Here is a 14,977-nt window from a genome sequence, read left to right as displayed (position 1 = left end):
CTCTCGTTAGCGGGAGGCGAATTCTACAGCGTTACTCGCTGCTGTCAACACCTCTTTTTCACCGCTTTCGACCGAGAAGATCGAACCGTCCATCAAGCGACTGCACACTGCCTGACCGACTCCTTCCAGGCTTCGATGACCTGAAGCAACTCGCTGCCGAAAACTGCGTAACTCTTTGTTTACCAAGGAGTTTTCCGTTTCGACTGCGCCGGAAGTGGGGCGAATTATAGACGTCCAGAATCTGCCGTCAACCCCTAATTCAGGATTTCTATCAGGCGTTTCGAAAACACCGCTTATATATAGACGCGCCGATCAGGAATGCGCAGTATATTGCTCAAACTACAATCAGCTTCTGCTGTCTGCCCTGGATGATGCCACCTGATGAAAGACCAACCCCGCAGCCTTGCCTCTACCCTCTTCCCGGTTGGCCTGCTGTTGATAGCCATGGCTTCGATCCAGTCCGGAGCTTCTCTGGCCAAAAGCATGTTCCCGGTGGTGGGTGCCCAGGGCACCACGACGCTGCGATTGATCTTTGCCAGCGTGATCATGCTCCTGCTGCTGCGCCCCTGGCGTGCAAAGCTCACTGCCAAATCCCTGCGCACCGTGATCGTCTACGGGATTGCGTTGGGGGGCATGAACCTTCTCTTCTATATGTCCTTGCGCACAGTGCCACTGGGCATCGCGGTTGCGCTGGAGTTCACCGGCCCGCTGGCGGTCGCCATCTATGCTTCGCGCCGCGCGATCGACTTCCTGTGGGTCGCTCTTGCCGCTGCCGGCCTGATGCTGCTGATCCCGACAGGCGCCACGTCCTCCGGCATCGATCCCCTCGGTGCCGGTTATGCCTTGGGGGCGGGCGTCTGCTGGGCCCTCTACATTCTCTTCGGGCAGAAGGCCGGTGCCGACAATGGCGTACAGACGGCTGCACTGGGCGTCATGATCGCCGCATTGTTCGTGACGCCTTTCGGCATCGCCCATGCGGGCACCGCGCTGCTGACGCTATCGGTGATCCCTGTAGCTATCGGTGTTGCCCTGCTGTCCACCGCCCTGCCCTATACCCTGGAAATGGTCGCCCTCACGCGGATGCCGACCCGAACGTTCGGAACGCTCATGAGTATCGAACCCGCGTTTGGCGCCCTGTCAGGCCTGCTGTTCCTGCAGGAATTCCTCACACTGTCACAATGGCTGGCCATCCTGTGCATCATTCTGGCTTCCGTGGGCGCGACCTTGACCATGGGCAGTACGGCCAAGCCAGCAATCGCGGCAGACTGACACGGGTTTGACGAAACTCTGGCATTTACCGCTCATTTAGGCCATGTTTAGCCCGCACTTAATTTCAGACATGGACTTTTCAGGATAGGGATATCAGAGACGCTTCAGCGAAAGCGGATACTGCCAGACCCGGGCACGAAGATCCGGGACGCGTTAAGGACAGCAATGAAACGAATTTTGATACTGATCGCCGTACTTGCGATTGCAGGCTGCGCGGCGACCTCGGAAACCCACACCAAACGTGGCAAGAAAGGTTTGCACATCAACTGCTCCGGGCTGTCGTCCTCGTGGGACAAGTGTTACACCAGCGCCGCCAATTCGTGCGCACCCAAGGGTTACAAAGTCATCGCGAAGTCGGGGGATGGCGTGGAAGAACCCGGCGACTATCCGTTTGGCCTTAATCCCGCCGGCTATACCAGCCGCAGCATGATCGTCATCTGCAAATAGATCGATGCCGTCTCTCCACGCAGTTCCGACGGCTCATCTCATCGCCACCGGAATTCGGCACCCTCGCTGAATTCGCGGCTGGCGTGTGCCGGGTGAAACATCGCCCCTCCCGCCATTCACCTTCTTGACGCCCCTCCAATCCCCGGCATAACGTCCGTTCACTCAACGATCGTTTAGCAAGGGACCTCAACATGAATAACAAGAAGGTCGTATTGGTGGTCGGTGCAGGCGACGCCACCGGTGGCGCAATCGCCAGGCGTTTTGCACAGGAAGGCTTTGTCGCCTGCGTAACCCGGCGCAGTGCCGACAAACTCCAGCCTCTGGTGGACGCCATCAACGGCGCAGGCGGAGAAGCCCACGGTTTTGCCTGCGATGCGCGCAAGGAAGAGGATGTGATTGCGTTGATCGAGCAGATAGAAAGCCAGGTCGGCGCCATCGAAGCATTCGTCTTCAACATCGGTGCCAATGTGCCCTGCAGTATCCTCGAGGAAACCGCGCGCAAGTATTTCAAGATCTGGGAGATGGCCTGTTTCTCCGGCTTCCTGAATGCTCGCGAAGTGGCCAAGCGCATGGTCAAGCGTCAACGGGGCACTATCCTGTTCACCGGGGCGACGGCGGGGCTGCGGGGTGCTGCCGGGTTTGCGGCATTCGCCGGCGCCAAGCACGGCATCCGGGCATTGGCCCAAAGCATGGCCCGTGAGCTGGGGCCGATGAATATTCATGTGGCCCACGTCATCGTCGATGGCGCCATCGATACTGATTTCATTCGCGAGTCTTTCCCCGAGAAATACGCCACCAAGGATCAGGACGGCATCCTCGATCCCGAACACATAGCCGAGAATTATTGGTTCCTGCACAGCCAGCCCCGGGACGCCTGGACGTTCGAGCTAGATCTGCGCCCCTGGAACGAACGCTGGTAAGCCTCCCTACAACAATAAAGAGCGCACCGACCATGAGCAAAACCGTGGAGTTCTACTTCGACCTGGGCAGCCCCGCGACCTACCTGGCCTACACCCAGCTGCCGGGCATCTGTGCACAAACCGGCAGCCAACTGATCTACATTCCGATATTGCTGGGCGGCGTCTTCAAATCCACTGGCAACGCCTCCCCCGTGACCGTCCCGGCCAAGGGCCGCTATATGTTCCAGGACCTGGATCGCTATGCCAGGCGCTATGGCGTGACGCTGAAATACAATCCGAACTTCCCCATCAACACCCTCATGCTCATGCGCGCCGTCACCGGCATGCAATTGCGCCATCCTCAACGCTTTCAGGCGTTCATCGATTGCCTGTTTCACGCCCTCTGGGTGGAGGCGCGCAGCCTCGATGACCCGGCGACCGTTGCTACGGTTCTGACCCGGCACGGTTTCGATCCCGATGAAGTACTGGCCTTGACCACAGATGAGGAGGTCAAGGCCGTGCTCAAGGCCAACACCGAACAGGCGGTGGAACGCGGTGTGTTCGGCGCGCCGAGCATGTTTGTCGATAACCAATTGTTCTTCGGTCAGGATCGGCTCGAATTCGTTCTTGAAGCCTTGCGCTAAATGTCGACGACCAACCGCCCCTGTGCCGCTCCCGAGCCGAGCAACTCGTGGGCGGACTCGGCGGTCTCCAGCGTGAACGTGCGAGGGTCCATCAACGGCCTGAGCGAACCCGCCTCGATCAATCGCGTCGCCTCGCGAAGAATCTGTCCGTGATGCTCGCGGCCCACACCGGTGAGCAACGGCAACAGCGTGAACACTCCGGAATACGTTGCCCCACGAAACGAGAGCGGCGCCAGGCTGTGTTGTCCCCAGCCAAGGCAGCTCAACACATGCCCGTGGTAAACCCGCGCAGCCTTGAATGAGGCATCCAGGGTTTCGCCGCCCACGGTGTCGTAGACGATATCGAACCCCTCCCCGGCGGTATGTTGCGCCACATACTGCTCGACCGGGCTCCTGCGATCGATGAAGGTTGCACCGAACCCTTCGATGGTTGCCTGGTGCCTCGCGGCCCCTGTGGCAAAGACCTCGGCCCCGAACGCACGGGCGATTTGCACGGCAACATGACCCACACCACCTGCCCCGCCGTGAATCAGCACTTTCTGGCCCTCGCGCACCCGCGCCCGGTCCACCAGCCCTTCCCATGCGGTGATCAGCACCAACGGCAATCCCGCCGCTTCGCGGGCGCTCAGGTTGCCGGGCTTGGGCGCCAGGAGCCGCGCATCGACTGCGGCATACTCGGCCAACGAGCCTTGCGCACCGCCAATCCCCGTGGCCATGGCGTAGACTTCGTCGCCCGGACGCCAATCGCTCACGCCTTCCCCGACAGCCTCAACGATTCCGGCCAGATCAATGCCCACTGTCGCCGGCAAAGGTTGATGTGCATGGGCTGCCTGGCCGGCACGGATTTTCCCGTCCAGCGGGTTGAGACCACTGGCCTTGATCCGGACCAGCACTTGCCCGGCTTGCGGCGTCGGCCGCGCCATGGACACCAGGCGCAGCGGAGCGTTAGCCGAGTCGATGATCAAAGCGCGCATTTCCAGTGAGTCAGTCATTTCGCAAGTTCCCATCAGTGGTGGCTGTGGGATAAATCTTCTTCCTGTCGACTCATGCTGATAAGACCCTATATAGCTATAGTAACCATGCCCCTTTGGCATGAATGAGAATTGCTGTGGACAAACTCAATGCAATGGCGATCTTCGTCCGGGTCGTCGAACGTGGCAGCTTCTCGGCCGTAGCCCGAGAGCTGAAAACCAGCCAGCCAACCATCAGCAAAGTCCTGCGGGCATTGGAAAGCGAGCTGGGTGGCAAGCTGATTGCTCGCAGCACCCGTCGGCTGTCCCTGACCGACGAAGGTCAGCGCTACTACGACGAATGCCGAAACATCCTCGCCGCAGTCGATGCTGCCGAGCTGAGTTTCCAGTCAGGCCGGGAAAGTATCGCCGGTCACCTGCGCATCGGCTCTTCGGTCAGTTTCGGGCGTTTGCAAATTGCCCCGCGCCTGGCGGAGTTTCTCAAGCGCCATCCCGACCTCGATATTGACCTGCAATTGAATGATCAGAACCAGGATCTGATCAGTGAAGGCCTGGATGTCACGTTCAGAATCGGCGAGTTGAACGACAGCGGCCTGCTCGCCCGTCGCATCGGCACCACCCATCGCGTGACCGTCGCGGCCCCCGACTACCTGCAGCGACGGGGCCACCCGCAATCACCGCAAGCGCTGCGAGAGCACAACTGCCTGCCGTTCAACCTGTTGAGCAGTCATAACCTGTGGGTGTACGAAAACGATGGCCAACGACACGAAGTACGGATCAACGGCAACGCGCAAAGCAACAATTCGGAGGCGATTCGCGAAATGGTGTTGGCAGGGCTGGGGATTGCACTGTCGCCGGTCTGGCTGTTCAGCGAAGACCTGAAAGCGGGTCGCGTGACGGAGATTCTGCCCGACTACATTGCGCAGTCGCTGCCCATACACGCGGTGTCCCCGGCGAACCGTCGCCAATCCGCCCGGGTCAAAGCCTTTGTCGACTACATGAGCCAGGCGCTGCAGGCAGCGCCTGAACTCAAGCCGATCAGATAGCCGCCGTGCGAGTGTTCAACCACTCCAGTGCCGCGCCATCCAGCAGAGGGCTCAAGCGCTCGCGCACTTCAGCGTGATAGGCGTTGAACCATTGCTTTTCCTCGGTCGTCAGCAGCGACGGTTCCAGGCAACGGGTGTCGATCGGGCACAGGGTCAGGGTTTCGAACTTGAGGAATTCACCGAACTCGCTCTTGCCCGCTTCGCGGTTCAACGCCAGGTTTTCGATGCGCACACCCCAGCGCCCCGGACGATAAGTGCCGGGTTCGATCGAGGTGATCATGCCCGGCTGCATCGCGGTCTGCGGCGCTGCCACGGCCTGGTAGGCGATCACTTGCGGACCTTCGTGAACGTTGAGGAAATAACCGACGCCGTGGCCGGTGCCATGACCGTAATCGACGTTCTCCGCCCAGATCGGCGCGCGCGCAATGGCGTCCAGCAGCGGTGACAGAATCCCCCGGGGGAACTGCGCACGGGACAGCGCGATCACGCCTTTCAACACGCGGGTGCAGTCGCGCTTCTGCTCATCGGTTGGCGAGCCGACCGGCACCATCCGCGTGATGTCCGTGGTGCCACCCAGGTATTGGCCACCGGAGTCGATCAGCAACAGGCCGTCACCTTCGATCACCGCGTGCTCTTGCTCGGTGGCGTGGTAATGCGGCATGGCGCCATTGGCGTTGAACGCGGCAATGGTGTTGAAGCTCAGCGACACGTAATCCGGGCGGCGCGCCCGCGCAGCGGTCAGGTGTTCGTCGATGGTCAGTTCGGTGATGCGCTCGCGGCCCCAGGCCGACTCCAGCCAGGCGAAGAATTCGCACAGTGCCGCGCCGTCCTGTTCCATGGCGCGCCGGATGTGTTCGGCATCGGCCAGGCTTTTCTGCGATTTGGCCAGGGTCGTCGGGTTCAGGCCCTCGACCAGCTTCACACCGCTGCCCAGGTTGTCCAGCAGCCCTGCCGTCACGCGCGCCGGATCCACCTGCAGGCTGGCGCCACTCGGCACGGCACGCAGGGCGTCGGCCACTTCGCTGTAGTCGCGCAGGGTGATGCCGTCCTGCTCAAGCACCGCGCGCAGTTCGGCGCTGACTTTGCTCAGGGCCACGAACAGGGTCGCCTGTTGCTGGCTGATCAGGGCAAAGGACACGAATACCGGGTTGAACGAGACGTCGCCACCGCGCAGGTTGAACAGCCAGGCGATGTCGTCGAGTGTGGCGATGAAATGCCAATCGGCGCCACTGGCACTCAGCGTTTCACGCAGACTGGCGAGTTTCTCGCCACGGCTGACGGTCGCCTGTGGCGGCAAGTGCTGATAGATCGGCTCGTTCGGCAGCGCCGGGCGATCGCTCCAGACCTGATCCAGCAGATCGATGTCGGTACGCAGGCGTGCACCGCGCGCTTCGAGCTTGCTGCCCAGGGTCCGCGCCGAAGCCACGGCCATCACCGCGCCGTCCACCGCGACAACGCCACCTTCGGGGGTTTGCTCGGCCAGCCAGTCCAGCGGGCTCGGTTGACCCGGTTGCAGCTTGACCAACTCGATGCCGCTGCCCTTGAGCTCCTTGGTCGCCTGTTCCCAGTAACGACTGTCGGCCCAGACCCCGGCGAAATCCGGGGTCACGATCAGCGTACCGACCGAACCGTGGAACCCCGACAACCATTGCCGCCCCTGCCAGTAACCCGGCAGGTATTCCGACAGGTGCGGGTCAGCCGACGGCACCAGCAGGGCGTGAATACCCTCCCGGCTCATCAGCTCGCGGGTGTGCGCCAGGCGCTCGGGCACCGATCCGTTGATCGAAGGCTGCGTATTCATCATGTCTCCTGCTAACCACTTCATCATTATTGTCGAGTGCCGATCGGCGTCGGCACTTCAAGCTCACGTCGCCCAGAATGCCGGAGCACTGGCGCAGTTGGCTTTAATCAGTTGTACCGCCTGGTCGATGTCCTGCTCGGTGGTGAAACGACCCAGGCTCAAGCGCACGGTGCGACTCGCCGAACGGGCATCATGCCCCAGGGCCAGCAACACGTGGGAAGGTGAATTGCTCGCGGAGTTGCAGGCCGAGGTCGCGGAAAACGCGATCGAGGCACTCAACGCCGCCGGATTGAACTCGCCTTCGCCGAAGGTCAGGCTCAGGGTATGAGGAATGCGCTGGGTCGGGCTGCCATTGAGCCGAACCCCGGGCAGACTCAGCAGCGAATCGAGCAAGCGCTGGCGCAGACGCACGATGGTGGCCTTCTCTTCATCGAACACTTGTGCCGCCAACGCGAAAGCCACGCCCATGGCGGCAATTTGATGGGTCGCCAGCGTACCGGAACGCAAACCGCCTTCATGGCCGCCACCGTGAATCTGCGCCAGCACGCGCTCACGGGCGCGGGGCCCGACATACAGCGCGCCGATGCCCTTGGGGCCATAGAGCTTGTGCGCCGAGAAGGACATCAGGTCCACCGGCAATCGAGCCAGGTCGATCGGGACTTTCCCCGCGCCCTGCGCGGCATCGACATGAAACAACCCGTCGCGGGCGCGCACGACTTCGCCAATGGCGGCGATGTCATTCACCGTGCCCAGTTCGTTGTTGACCAGCATCAACGACACCAGGAAGGTGTCTTCGCGCATTGCCTCGCTGACGGCTTGCGCGGTGATCAACCCTTGCGCATCCGGCACCAGGTAGGTCACGGCAATGCCGCTGTCCTGCAATTGCCTGGCCGTGTCGAGAATCGCCTTGTGCTCGATCTGACTGGTAATGATGTGGCCGCCGGACACCCCGCGGGCCTGGGCCACGCCCTTGAGGGCGAGGTTATTGGACTCGGTGGCGCCGGATGTCCAGACGATCTGCGACGCATCGGCTCCGACCAGTTCGGCCACTTGCTGGCGCGCCCGCTCGACCGTTTGCCGGGCCTGCTGGCCGAATGCATGGGAGCTGGACGCCGGGTTGCCGAAATTGCCGGCAAACCCCAGACACTCGACCATCACCTGAATGACTCGCTCATCCACCGGCGTGGTGGCGGCGTAGTCGAAATACAACGGACGTTTATTCATAAAAGACTCGCAGAGCTTGTTCCGGGATCGAGTGCCGGAATTCGGTGCACCAGCAATACCCGATCGGATGCGTAAAGGAAGTACGACTTCATTTAAAAGTGCGTAGGAACGCTCCTGAGGGCGAGCTTAACAGGCATCGGGCAAGGGGTTGAAGCAATGCGTCAGCTAAAACTTTCCAGCAACAGCGGATACAGCGAAACCACCAGCAGCGCGGCCATGCCCCAGTTGAACAGGCGCAACCAGCGGCGATCCTTGAGCACATTGCGCAACAGCGTGCCGCACGCCGCCCAGACGCCGACGCTCGGCAGGTTGATCACGGCAAACACCGCCGCGATCACGATGACGTTGGTGAAATAGCCCTGCATCGGCGTGTAGGTGCTGATGGCACCGATCGCCATGATCCAGGCCTTGGGGTTGACCCACTGGAACGCGGCGGCGCCCAGGTAGCTGATCGGCTTGCCCTGCCTAGACTCACCGTCGGAAACCGGACCGGAACGGGCGATTTTCCACGCCAGGTACAACAAATACGCCGCGCCGACATATCGCAACACGGTGTACAGCAACGGGTAGGTCTGGAACACCGCGCCCAGGCCGAAACCCACCGCCACCACCAGCGAAAAGAAACCGCAGGTAATACCGAGCATATGGGGGATGGTGCGGTTAAAGCCGAAGTTCACGCCCGATGCCAGCAACATGGTGTTGTTCGGGCCGGGAGTGATCGAAGTGACAAGCGCAAACAGGGCAAAGCCCAGCAGCAGGTCGAGCGAAAGCGTCATCGGTGGCAGTCCATCAGGGTCGGTCAGGTATCGACCCTATCGCACGCCACCCCGGAAACCCATGGACAGTTGAGCGAAACTTCGGGCGGTACAGTCGCTCAGCTGGGACGGCCATGCAGTTGGACGGCACGTTCGGCGCTCATCTCACCCTGCTTATCGAAACCGTAGGTTTTCTGTGGCTGGCCGAGCAATTCGGCTTTTTTCGCGTGGTATTCGTCGAACGACAAACCACGACGGTTCAACGCCTCCAGCGCCAGTTCCCGGGTTTCCTCGGCCGTATAGGGGCGCAATTCCGGGGATACATGGCTGGCACATCCGGCAAGAACGGTGACCGCGAGCAGCAAGAAAGGGGTGAGTAGCGTTTTCATGATAAGGCGTCCTGGCATCTGGGTTCGGGGCAATGAACACAGGCTACTCGCGCCCACAGACGGGCAGAAATCAACGGTTTCGATAGTGGCTATCGACTTTTCCCAATGACTGGGTCTTCGCGGTTATATATTCACTAAAGATCTATAAATATTTATTTATCGTATTTTGAGGAATAAGCGTAAGGCTTTATAACAATCCCAACACCTGAACCAACTGTTGCCCACGCAACTGTTCGCCAGGCAACAGTCATTCAACAAACAGTCCCGAAAAACCAACAGTGCGCAGCCGTCGGTGCGTCGCAGGCCACGCAATACCTGGGCCTGGCGGTTTGGTACAGCTCTTGCTCAAGCCCTGTGACTATTCACTGCTCCCCGAGCAACTGTTTAAAAAGGAACTGATGATGTCGCGTCCATTGAAAGTCGTCGCCCTTTCCGGCGGAACCTGGCGTCCGTCCCGCACCCTGGTACTGACCCAGGCGTTGTTGGCCGAACTGGCCGGGCAATTACCGATCGAAAGCACGCTGATCGAACTGGGCGATATCGCTCGCCCACTGGGCGCCGCCCTGTCTCGTCAGGAACTGGCGGCCGACATCGAGGCGCAGTTGCAAGCCATCGAGACCGCCGACCTGCTGATCGTCGCGGCCCCGGTCTATCGCGGCTCCTACCCGGGACTGCTCAAGCATCTGTTCGACCTGATCGACCTCAACGCCCTGATCAACACGCCGGTGCTGCTCGCTGCCACCGGTGGCAGCGAACGCCATGCGCTGGTTCTCGATCATCAGTTGCGTCCGCTTTTCAGTTTCTTCCAGGCCCTGACCCTGCCCATCGGGGTCTACGCCACCGAGGCCGATTTCGCCAATTATCAAATAACCAGTGAGCCCTTGAAGGCCCGCATTCGTCTTGCTGCAGAACGCGCTGCGCCGTTGTTCGGCGTGCACCCCAACAATCTGCTGAAAATCGCTTAAGGACTTCTTCATGGATGTTTTCTGGTTCCTGCCGACCCACGGCGACGGCCATTACCTGGGCACCACCCAAGGCGCACGCCCGGTGACCCTCAACTACCTGAAACAGGTGGCGCAGGCCGCCGACAGCCTCGGTTACCACGGCGTACTGATTCCCACCGGGCGCTCCTGCGAGGACTCATGGGTCATCGCTTCGGCCCTGGTGCCCCTGACCGAACGCCTGCGCTACCTGGTGGCGATTCGCCCTGGGATCATTTCGCCAACCGTTTCCGCGCGCATGGCCGCGACCCTGGATCGCCTGTCGGGCGGCCGCTTGCTGATCAACGTGGTGACCGGCGGTGACCCGGACGAAAACCGCGGCGACGGGATTTTCCTCGATCATGGCGAACGTTACGAAGTCACCGATGAATTCCTCAGGATCTGGCGTCGCGTGTTGCAAGGCGAAGCGGTGGACTTCGAAGGCAAGCATCTGCAGGTACAGAACGCCAAGGCGCTGTATCCACCGGTGCAGAAACCCTATCCACCGCTGTACTTCGGCGGATCGTCCGAAGCCGCCCATGACCTCGCCGCCGAGCAGGTCGATGTCTACCTGACCTGGGGCGAACCACCGGCGGCCGTGGCGCAGAAGCTCGCCGATGTGCGCGAGCGCGCCGCCCGTCACGGGCGCACGGTGAAGTTCGGGATTCGTTTGCACGTGATCGTTCGCGAGACGGCCGAAGACGCCTGGAAAGCCGCGGACAAGCTGATCGAACACATCAGCGACGAGACCATCGCGGCGGCGCAGAAGTCGTTCTCGCGTTTCGACTCCGAAGGCCAGCGGCGCATGGCGGCGCTGCATGACGGCCGCCGTGACAATCTGGAAATCTCCCCCAACCTGTGGGCCGGCGTCGGCCTGGTGCGCGGCGGTGCAGGGACGGCGCTGGTGGGTGATCCGCAACAGGTGGCGGCACGCATCAAGGAATACGCGGACCTGGGAATCGAGAGCTTCATCTTCTCCGGCTACCCGCACCTCGAAGAAGCCTATCGCTTCGCCGAGCTGGTGTTCCCACTGCTGCCCGAACCCTACGCGAGCCTGGCGGGGCGCGGTGTCACCAACCTCACAGGGCCGTTCGGCGAAATGATCGCCAACGACGTGCTGCCCGCCAAAGCCACGGCCTGACCCACGCCAAACCCTGTCGGAGCTTGCTCGCTCCGACAGGGGATCGCGCCAAATTCATTGAGGAACCCCGCGTGACTGCCAAGCCGCAAAGCGCCCTGATATCCCCCCTGCAAACCGCCCGCCGACTGGCCGCCGAGTTTGCCCTGACGGCTGTCGAACGCGACGAGCGCGGCGGTACGCCGAAAGCCGAACGTGACGCCTTGCGCGACAGCGGCCTGCTGGCCTTGAGCATTCCCACCCAGTACGGCGGCCTCGGCGCCAGCTGGAGTGACACCCTGAACATCGTGCGCGAGTTCGCCAAGGTCGACAGCTCGATTGCCCACGTCTTCGGCTTCCATCACCTGATGCTCGCCACCGTGCGCCTGTTCGCCCGCCCCGAGCAATGGCAGCCCTGGTTCGAACAGACCGCACGCAAGAACTGGTTCTGGGGGAACGCCCTCAACCCGCTGGACACCCGCACCGTGGTCAAGGACCTCGGCGGCTGGCGTGAGTTTTCCGGCAAGAAGAGCTTCTGCTCCGGCGCCAGCGATTCGCAAATGCTGATCGCCTCGGCCGTCGACGAAAGCGCGGGCGGCAAGCTGCTGATTGCGGCCATCCCCAGCGGTCGCAGCGGCATCACCTTGCACAACGACTGGAACAACATGGGCCAGCGCCAGACCGACAGCGGCAGCGCCTCGTTCGAGCGGGTGCGGGTCGAGGAGTCGGAACTGCTGCTCGATCCGGGCCCATTGAGCACACCGTTTGCCTGCCTGCGGCCGTTGATCGCGCAGCTGACCTTCACCCACATGTTCCTCGGCATTGCCGAAGGCGCTTTCGAAGAAGCGCGACAATACACCCTCACCGAAACCCGCCCATGGCATAAATCCAACACCCAGGACGTGCGCCAGGACCCTTATGTGCTCGGCCATTACGGCGAGTTCTGGGTCGCGCTCGAAGGCGTTCGGTTGCTGGTGGAACGCGCCGCCGAGCTGCTCGACAAGGCCTGGGCGAAAGGCCCCGGCCTCAGCGCCGAAGAGCGCGGCCACCTCGCCACGGCGATCGCCACCGCCAAGGTCGCCGCCACCCGAAACGGCCTGGAACTCTGTAGCCGGCTGTTCGAAGTGACCGGCGCGCGCTCGACTCACGCCTCGCTGCGCCTGGACCGCCACTGGCGCAACCTGCGCACACAGACCCTGCACGACCCGGTGGATTACAAACTCCATGAACTGGGCGATTGGGCGCTGAACCAGTCCCTGCCGATTCCGACTTTCTATTCATAATTTGCCTACATGGAGCGTGCCCCCATGCAACTGCTGACCTTACCGCCCTCGCCCGCTCTGGCCACCTCGATCCGCGCCACGGCCCAAGTGTTCGAAGACCCGAAATCCCAGGCATTGCTGGCGCATCTGCAACAAGTCGCGCCGAGTGAGGCCAGCGTGCTGATCATTGGCGAAACCGGCACCGGCAAGGAGTTGGTGGCCCGGCATATTCACAACCTCAGCGCCCGGCGTAACCGGCCGTTCGTGGCGGTGAACTGCGGCGCGTTCTCCGAATCCCTGGTCGAGGCCGAGCTGTTCGGCCACGAAAAAGGGGCTTTCACCGGCGCCTTGAGCGCCAAGGCCGGCTGGTTCGAAGAGGCCGACGGCGGCACCTTGTTCCTCGATGAAATCGGCGACTTGCCGATGGCGATCCAGGTCAAGTTGCTGCGGGTCCTGCAGGAACGCGAGGTGGTGCGACTGGGCTCGCGCAAAAGTATTCCGATCAACGTACGGGTGCTGGCGGCGACCAACGTACAGCTGGAAAAAGCCATCAACGCCGGGCATTTCCGCGAGGACCTGTATTATCGCCTGGACGTGGTCAGCCTGGAGTTGAGTCCGCTGCGCGAACGGCCCGGCGATATCCTGCCGCTGACCCGCCATTTCGTCGACGCCTACAGCCAGCGCCTGGGCTACGGCACCATCACCATCAGCAAGGAAGCCGAGCTGAAACTGCGTAGCTACAGTTGGCCGGGCAACATCCGCGAACTGGAGAACGTCATTCACCACACCCTGCTGATCTGCCGAAACGGGGTGATCGAGCGCGACGACCTGCGCCTGTCGCACATGCGCATCGAACGTCAGGACGATGGCCACGGGCATCACCACGATTCGCCGGAAGCCCTGCTCGACCGGGCTTTCCAGAAACTGTTCGAGGAACAGGCCGGCGCACTGCACGAAAAAGTCGAGGACGCCTTGCTGCGCGCCGCCTATCGCTTCAGCCACTACAACCAGGTGCACACCGCTGCGCTGCTGGGTCTGAGCCGCAACGTTACGCGCACACGCCTGATCAAGATTGGAGAGCTGGCGGTGAACAAGCGCCGCCCGACGGAAAACGTTCAGGGCGAGCGTTTGATGCAGCTGTCGATTTAATTCACCAGGTTGCAGTGCAGCGCGTCGTCCGGGCTGCGTTCCAGGCTGTGCAGCACCTGGAACGAGCCGAACGTCACGGTTTTCGCCTGATGGGCGCGAATCAGCTGCCAGAAATCCTGCTCGCCGCTTTCAAAGCTCTGAAACGCCGCCTCCCCCGCCTCACGCGATTGCCATTGCAGGTAATTGAGCACCCGTCGGCCATCGTCGCTGGCCTGGATACTCGCACTCAGGAAACCGCTGTACCCCTGGGCCAGGCGTTCGGTTTGCCGGGACAACGCCGATACCAGGGCCGGTTGCTGGTGGGGTTCGATCTCGAATTCGATCAACTGGGTGAAACTGCGATTTTTCTCTGACGCTTGCATGAAAAGTCCCCACTGACGTGTAAGCCGAATCTTGCGATCCGAAGACCTGCAGGGTAAAACCTCTAGTTAAGTCAAGGTCAAGAGGCATTTTCGATGATCACCCCGGAACAGGTGCATAAAGAACTTACCGTCGGCCAGCTTGCCGCCCGCAGCGGCGTGGCCGTCACGGCACTGCATTTTTATGAATCCAGGGGCCTGATCAAAAGCAATCGCAATCAGGGCAACCAGCGGCGTTATCCCCGGGAAGTCCTGCGGCGGGTGGCGCTGATCAAGGTGGCGCAACGGCTGGGCATTCCCTTGGCGGACATTGGTGCGGCCCTCCAATCCCTGCCGGACAACCGGGCGCCGACAGCGGCGGATTGGCAGGTGCTGTCGGCGCAGTGGGGTCGGGAACTGGATGAGCGAATCCAACAGCTGACCTTGCTGCGGGACAAGCTCAATGGCTGCATTGGCTGCGGGTGCCTGTCGATGGAGGCATGTCCGCTGCGCAATTTCGGCGATGTGCTGGGGGAGCAAGGGGCCGGGCCGCAGTTGCTGGAACCGGGGGCTGATCCGAAATAGAGTGGCGCCCTTCGCGAGCAAGCCCGCTCCCACAGGTATTGCTTCAATCCTTGTGGGAGCGAGCCTGCTCGCGATGGCGTCAAATGCAAATCAACGAAATT

Annotated in this window: 16 protein-coding genes; 10 read left to right on the top strand and 6 right to left on the bottom strand. The window is 61.6% G+C overall.

Features of this window, described 5'->3' with window-relative positions; translation table 11 throughout:
* Window positions 1-381 precede the first annotated feature (381 nt).
* From rhtA to IB249_RS16060, 4 genes are all read left to right on the top strand, one after another.
* Window positions 382-1,269 carry a threonine/homoserine exporter RhtA gene (gene rhtA / locus IB249_RS16075; RefSeq protein WP_192306369.1) on the top strand — a complete coding sequence of 296 codons (888 nt, stop codon included), beginning with the start codon at window positions 382-384 and terminating at the stop codon, window positions 1,267-1,269.
* A gap of 165 nt (window positions 1,270-1,434) precedes the next feature.
* The gene (locus tag IB249_RS16070; protein WP_192306367.1) at window positions 1,435-1,716 is read left to right on the top strand and encodes a hypothetical protein; all 282 of its coding nucleotides are present in this window, start codon (window positions 1,435-1,437) and stop codon (window positions 1,714-1,716) included.
* Window positions 1,717-1,907: 191 nt separating this feature from the next.
* Entirely contained in the window at window positions 1,908-2,636 is a 729-nt protein-coding gene (locus tag IB249_RS16065; RefSeq protein ID WP_192306365.1) for an SDR family oxidoreductase, read from the top strand.
* Window positions 2,637-2,668: 32 nt separating this feature from the next.
* Window positions 2,669-3,259 carry a 2-hydroxychromene-2-carboxylate isomerase gene (locus tag IB249_RS16060; protein WP_192306363.1) on the top strand — a complete coding sequence of 197 codons (591 nt, stop codon included), beginning with the start codon at window positions 2,669-2,671 and terminating at the stop codon, window positions 3,257-3,259.
* Here IB249_RS16060 and IB249_RS16055 read toward each other — a convergent pair.
* Window positions 3,256-4,251, bottom strand: a complete 996-nt coding sequence (locus tag IB249_RS16055; protein ID WP_192306361.1) for a zinc-dependent alcohol dehydrogenase family protein — start codon at window positions 4,249-4,251, stop codon at window positions 3,256-3,258. The genes IB249_RS16060 and IB249_RS16055 overlap by 4 nt on opposite strands.
* Window positions 4,252-4,355: 104 nt before the next feature.
* Between IB249_RS16055 and IB249_RS16050 the strand changes: the two genes are divergently transcribed.
* Window positions 4,356-5,276: a LysR family transcriptional regulator gene (locus IB249_RS16050; protein ID WP_192306359.1), complete on the top strand. Its 921-nt coding sequence runs from the start codon at window positions 4,356-4,358 to the stop codon at window positions 5,274-5,276.
* Here the strand turns inward: IB249_RS16050 and IB249_RS16045 are convergent.
* The 4 genes from IB249_RS16045 to IB249_RS16030 form a co-directional block, all read right to left on the bottom strand.
* Entirely contained in the window at window positions 5,269-7,077 is a 1,809-nt protein-coding gene (locus tag IB249_RS16045) for an aminopeptidase P family protein (protein WP_192306357.1), read from the bottom strand. The genes IB249_RS16050 and IB249_RS16045 overlap by 8 nt on opposite strands.
* Before the next feature lie 63 nt (window positions 7,078-7,140).
* Window positions 7,141-8,301, bottom strand: a complete 1,161-nt coding sequence (locus tag IB249_RS16040; protein WP_192306355.1) for an aminotransferase class V-fold PLP-dependent enzyme — start codon at window positions 8,299-8,301, stop codon at window positions 7,141-7,143.
* A 161-nt stretch (window positions 8,302-8,462) separates the two neighbouring features.
* Window positions 8,463-9,077 (bottom strand): LysE family translocator, encoded by a 615-nt coding sequence (locus IB249_RS16035; RefSeq protein ID WP_192306353.1) that lies wholly within the window; start codon window positions 9,075-9,077, stop codon window positions 8,463-8,465.
* A 98-nt stretch (window positions 9,078-9,175) separates the two neighbouring features.
* On the bottom strand, window positions 9,176-9,445 hold the full coding sequence (locus IB249_RS16030; protein WP_192306351.1) for a hypothetical protein: 270 nt from the start codon (window positions 9,443-9,445) through the stop codon (window positions 9,176-9,178).
* A 401-nt stretch (window positions 9,446-9,846) separates the two neighbouring features.
* On the opposite strand from IB249_RS16030, the gene msuE reads away from it, so the two are divergent.
* The 4 genes from msuE to IB249_RS16010 all read left to right on the top strand — a co-directional run bounded on the left by msuE (window position 9,847) and on the right by IB249_RS16010 (window position 13,953).
* The gene (gene msuE / locus IB249_RS16025) at window positions 9,847-10,410 is read left to right on the top strand and encodes an FMN reductase (RefSeq protein WP_192306349.1); all 564 of its coding nucleotides are present in this window, start codon (window positions 9,847-9,849) and stop codon (window positions 10,408-10,410) included.
* A gap of 10 nt (window positions 10,411-10,420) precedes the next feature.
* A complete protein-coding gene (gene ssuD, locus IB249_RS16020) occupies window positions 10,421-11,566 on the top strand; it encodes an FMNH2-dependent alkanesulfonate monooxygenase (protein ID WP_192306347.1) in 1,146 nt (381 codons plus the stop codon).
* A 71-nt stretch (window positions 11,567-11,637) separates the two neighbouring features.
* Window positions 11,638-12,825 (top strand): acyl-CoA dehydrogenase family protein, encoded by a 1,188-nt coding sequence (locus IB249_RS16015; protein WP_192306345.1) that lies wholly within the window; start codon window positions 11,638-11,640, stop codon window positions 12,823-12,825.
* Window positions 12,826-12,849: 24 nt separating this feature from the next.
* Window positions 12,850-13,953: a sigma-54 interaction domain-containing protein gene (locus IB249_RS16010; RefSeq protein ID WP_192306343.1), complete on the top strand. Its 1,104-nt coding sequence runs from the start codon at window positions 12,850-12,852 to the stop codon at window positions 13,951-13,953.
* Here the strand turns inward: IB249_RS16010 and IB249_RS16005 are convergent.
* Window positions 13,950-14,315 (bottom strand): antibiotic biosynthesis monooxygenase, encoded by a 366-nt coding sequence (locus tag IB249_RS16005; RefSeq protein ID WP_192306341.1) that lies wholly within the window; start codon window positions 14,313-14,315, stop codon window positions 13,950-13,952. The two genes, IB249_RS16010 and IB249_RS16005, sit on opposite strands and share 4 nt — an antisense overlap.
* A 93-nt stretch (window positions 14,316-14,408) precedes the next feature.
* Here IB249_RS16005 and soxR point away from each other — a divergent pair, with 93 nt between their 5' ends.
* Window positions 14,409-14,876, top strand: a complete 468-nt coding sequence (gene soxR / locus IB249_RS16000; RefSeq protein ID WP_192306339.1) for a redox-sensitive transcriptional activator SoxR — start codon at window positions 14,409-14,411, stop codon at window positions 14,874-14,876.
* Window positions 14,877-14,977: the final 101 nt, after the last annotated feature.

The organism is Pseudomonas sp. PDM04 (assembly GCF_014851765.1).
In the GTDB taxonomy this organism is placed as follows: Bacteria; Pseudomonadota; Gammaproteobacteria; order Pseudomonadales; family Pseudomonadaceae; genus Aquipseudomonas.
This window is presented reverse-complemented; position numbering and strand designations above follow the sequence as displayed.

What these genes read in the sequence shown, in the direction of transcription:
- IB249_RS16035 (WP_192306353.1), bottom strand. Translation starts at nt 9,077, where the DNA reads ATGACGCTTTCGCTCGACCTGCTGCTGGGCTTTGCCCTGTTTGCGCTT.
- ssuD (WP_192306347.1), top strand. Translation starts at nt 10,421, where the DNA reads ATGGATGTTTTCTGGTTCCTGCCGACCCACGGCGACGGCCATTACCTG.
- msuE (WP_192306349.1), top strand. Translation starts at nt 9,847, where the DNA reads ATGTCGCGTCCATTGAAAGTCGTCGCCCTTTCCGGCGGAACCTGGCGT.
- IB249_RS16010 (WP_192306343.1), top strand. Translation starts at nt 12,850, where the DNA reads ATGCAACTGCTGACCTTACCGCCCTCGCCCGCTCTGGCCACCTCGATC.
- IB249_RS16055 (WP_192306361.1), bottom strand. Translation starts at nt 4,251, where the DNA reads ATGACTGACTCACTGGAAATGCGCGCTTTGATCATCGACTCGGCTAAC.
- IB249_RS16040 (WP_192306355.1), bottom strand. Translation starts at nt 8,301, where the DNA reads ATGAATAAACGTCCGTTGTATTTCGACTACGCCGCCACCACGCCGGTG.
- IB249_RS16070 (WP_192306367.1), top strand. Translation starts at nt 1,435, where the DNA reads ATGAAACGAATTTTGATACTGATCGCCGTACTTGCGATTGCAGGCTGC.
- soxR (WP_192306339.1), top strand. Translation starts at nt 14,409, where the DNA reads ATGATCACCCCGGAACAGGTGCATAAAGAACTTACCGTCGGCCAGCTT.
- IB249_RS16050 (WP_192306359.1), top strand. Translation starts at nt 4,356, where the DNA reads ATGAGAATTGCTGTGGACAAACTCAATGCAATGGCGATCTTCGTCCGG.
- IB249_RS16065 (WP_192306365.1), top strand. Translation starts at nt 1,908, where the DNA reads ATGAATAACAAGAAGGTCGTATTGGTGGTCGGTGCAGGCGACGCCACC.
- IB249_RS16030 (WP_192306351.1), bottom strand. Translation starts at nt 9,445, where the DNA reads ATGAAAACGCTACTCACCCCTTTCTTGCTGCTCGCGGTCACCGTTCTT.
- IB249_RS16005 (WP_192306341.1), bottom strand. Translation starts at nt 14,315, where the DNA reads ATGCAAGCGTCAGAGAAAAATCGCAGTTTCACCCAGTTGATCGAATTC.
- IB249_RS16060 (WP_192306363.1), top strand. Translation starts at nt 2,669, where the DNA reads ATGAGCAAAACCGTGGAGTTCTACTTCGACCTGGGCAGCCCCGCGACC.
- IB249_RS16045 (WP_192306357.1), bottom strand. Translation starts at nt 7,077, where the DNA reads ATGAATACGCAGCCTTCGATCAACGGATCGGTGCCCGAGCGCCTGGCG.
- rhtA (WP_192306369.1), top strand. Translation starts at nt 382, where the DNA reads ATGAAAGACCAACCCCGCAGCCTTGCCTCTACCCTCTTCCCGGTTGGC.